Here is a 3,075-nt window from a genome sequence, read left to right as displayed (position 1 = left end):
GTCGTTGTAATAGACCAAGACGCCTTCCGGCAGTCCTTCGATCGACAGATAGTGCGTGCCGCTGCCGACCTCGACTTCGATGGTCCACGTTCGCGCATCGGTGAACGCGAGAACATCCTGTGATAGCGCCTGGCCGCCTCTCAGGAGGCGGAGCCATGACGCCGGAGGCTGCGGCATGGGCGGGGCGAGCGTGTCCTCCGCCGACAGGTTCACGCCATCCGACGCGTCCGGCGCGACGCCGACGGTGACCGTGTGGTCGCCCGCCGGATCGCCCGTCAGGCGGAGTGTCGCCTGCCAGTTCTGGTAGGAAGGCAGAGCCGGGGCGAGGAAGGGAGACCATGCTGGTTGATTGTCCGTGTAGACATTCGTCGTTAGCCGCGTCAGCTCGGTACCATCGACGTTGATCGTGTATATGTCGTCATCAATCGTGGATGCAAAGACGATCTTGCTTCCATCAGGTGACCAATGCGGGTTGCCTCCGCCTGAGGCGTTCGGAACAGGCGTCGGATCCGACCCATCCGTATTGAGAACCACAAGGCCCGTTGTGACGATCTTCGTCCCGTTGGGAGACCATGATGGGTCTCCATTGCTGCCGATCGCTGTAAGCCCGCTCCCGTCGGCGTTCACCTTCTTTAGTTGTGCGCTCTGGTTGAAGACGATCTGAGTTCCGTCCGGCGACCACGACGGATAATCTCCAACAACGCCAAGATCGCGTGCATTCGTTCCGTCAGCGTCCATCACCCAGATGTTCGTTGCCGTTGAGCTGTTTGGAGCGGACTGATAGACGATCTTCGATCCGTCCAAAGACCAAACCGGGCCAGCGTCGTATCGAACGCTGTTGCTCGTCAGGTTTGTTACGTCCGTTCCGTCAGCGGCGTTCATCGTGTAGATGTCGCTATCGCCATCGCGCAAGGACGTAAACACGATTTTCGTCCCGTCCGGCGACCAATCCGGTTCGTAGTCATACGCTGGATCGGTCGTCAGTCTAACGAGATTCGACCCATTCGCGTCCATGACGTAGATGTCACCATTCCCGTCTCGCATCGAGTAAAACGCGATCTTCGTATTCGCCAGGTCGCCGGTGGGTACGACGACGTTCATCCGCCCGATGCCCTTCGCCGTGACGGTCGACGGGCTGCCCGACGCGTTGTGCGCGATGGTCAGAGTCGCCTGCTCCCAGCCCACCTTCGTCGGCGTGAAGGTGACGGTGACCGTCTGGCTTTGACCCGCCGTCAGGTTGTAGGGCGGCGCGGGAGAGACGGTGAACTGCGCGTTCGACGAGGTTATCCCGCTGACGGTGAGCGTCCCGCCGCCGGTGTTCGTGATGGTGAAGGTCGCCGCGCCTGAGCCTGGCTTCGTGACGGTCCCAGCGTTGACGGAAGTCGGCGTAATCCACGCCGTTGGCGTCGGTGTCAACCCGTGCGAACCGCGAACGAACCACACACCGCCGCTGGCACTACCTGACCACGGTGCGACGTACGCGTAGGTTCCATCCAGCGCAACCGTGTTCGGATTGACCCAACCGAAGCCTGATAGCGTGTGATTCGCCGGAGACGACCACGTCTGTCCACCATCCGTAGAGAGCGCGTAGCTGAACACATCCGCCGAACCTGCGTGCTCTCGCCAAGTCGTGAATGCAATCCCGTTGTGGATGGCAACTCCGCCTTGCTGTTGGTAGCCGCTCATTCCTGCGGATACGTGAACAGGCGTTCCCCAAGTCGCGCCGCCGTCGGTCGAACGTACGGAATAGACAAGCGATTCGTTCTTCGTGGATCGAACGATAACGACGTTGCCTTCGCACGCGACACTTTCGGCGCGGAAGTAACCAGACGATGTCGTATCCAATGTCTGTACGACGCCCCACGTTTGTCCCAAGTCCGTTGAGTTCGTAGCGACAAGCAAGTTCGGGGAACCACCGGCGTTCGACGCGAACACGAGCGTCGAACCTGCCCATCCAAGTCGCTGCATCGGACCTGATCCCGCATCCGGTGGAAGGGATGCGACTGTACGCGCCGTGCTCCACGTTTGCCCGCTGTCGGTAGAAACGTTCACCCGCGAGGTTGCGTTGTGAGAACCGTCCGCCGAGTTGACACCGTCCCACTCAGCCCAAAGAACAGCGGCATTGCCGTTCTTGAGAGCGATATCCGATACCCAGATATAGCCGCCGGACGGTGGAGTCATGAGCGGTGTCACGTCCTGCGACGAACCCCATGAAGCGCCGCCGTCGACGGACCGAACTGAGCGTATCTTTTTTTGCCCGGAAACGGTCTCCATCCAGACGATGATGACCGTGTTGCCTTCCGCCGCGACGTTCGCCGTGCCGTACTGGTGCGCGCTCGAGAACGAGTATGGATTCTGCCATGTCGCTCCTTGATCGAGCGACCGAAGGTATCGCCCCTCGCCGTTCGGAAAGGCTGCGAATCGACCCCAGACCATGTGCAAGACGCCGTTCGCTACCGCCAAGTCCGGCGCATAAGGGACGTCGCCGTTGGGATCGTCAATCGTGAGGCGTGAGTCCCACGTAACCGCGGCGCGGGCTGTAGATTGCCCGAAGACAACGAGCAAAGCTCCGAGACACGCGAAGACCGCGAGACGCCACATCTTCATGACCGAGCTCCTTCCCACGAACCGCAACGCGCCACAACGGATCGTTCCGTGCGCGAGTGCCCTGCATGTCGATAAGCCCGTAACCACGCTGCACGGACCACGAGTCCAGCCCGCGCGCGTCCTAACCCGCCGCTTCGGGTCGGTCCTTCCGAGAACGCCCCTTACCTCGCCGTTGTGTCTCCTTCCGTCGTGACACCCCTGTGACCCGTCACTTCCCAACGACCACCTTCAGCCCGCACGCGACGACATCGCCCGGCAAGCGGCGACCGAAATCAATGAGCTGCGACGGTCGCGCGCGGCCCTGCCCCAACGCGGCTTGGAACTCCGCTTCGCCCCAGTCGGCGACGTCGTTGCCGTCGCCCCAGACGGGTTCTCCGTTGACCCAACTCGTCGTCGAGGCGATGAACATCGCTTCGGTCTGAGCCCCGCCCACCGTCCAGAAGTAATACTCGCCCTCTCGATCCGGCG

General features: G+C 61.6%; 1 protein-coding gene. It reads right to left on the bottom strand.

The features are described 5' to 3' along the window. Nucleotides 1-2,607: choice-of-anchor D domain-containing protein (locus tag FJZ36_18750; protein ID MBM3216938.1), on the bottom strand; the 2,607-nt coding region annotated here is incomplete at its 3' end. Nucleotides 2,608-3,075: the final 468 nt, after the last annotated feature.

It is taken from the genome of Candidatus Poribacteria bacterium, from assembly GCA_016866785.1.
In the GTDB taxonomy this organism is placed as follows: domain Bacteria; phylum Poribacteria; class WGA-4E.
The sequence above is the reverse complement of the archived record's forward strand: the minus strand, read 5'-3'. Positions and strand labels throughout refer to the sequence as shown.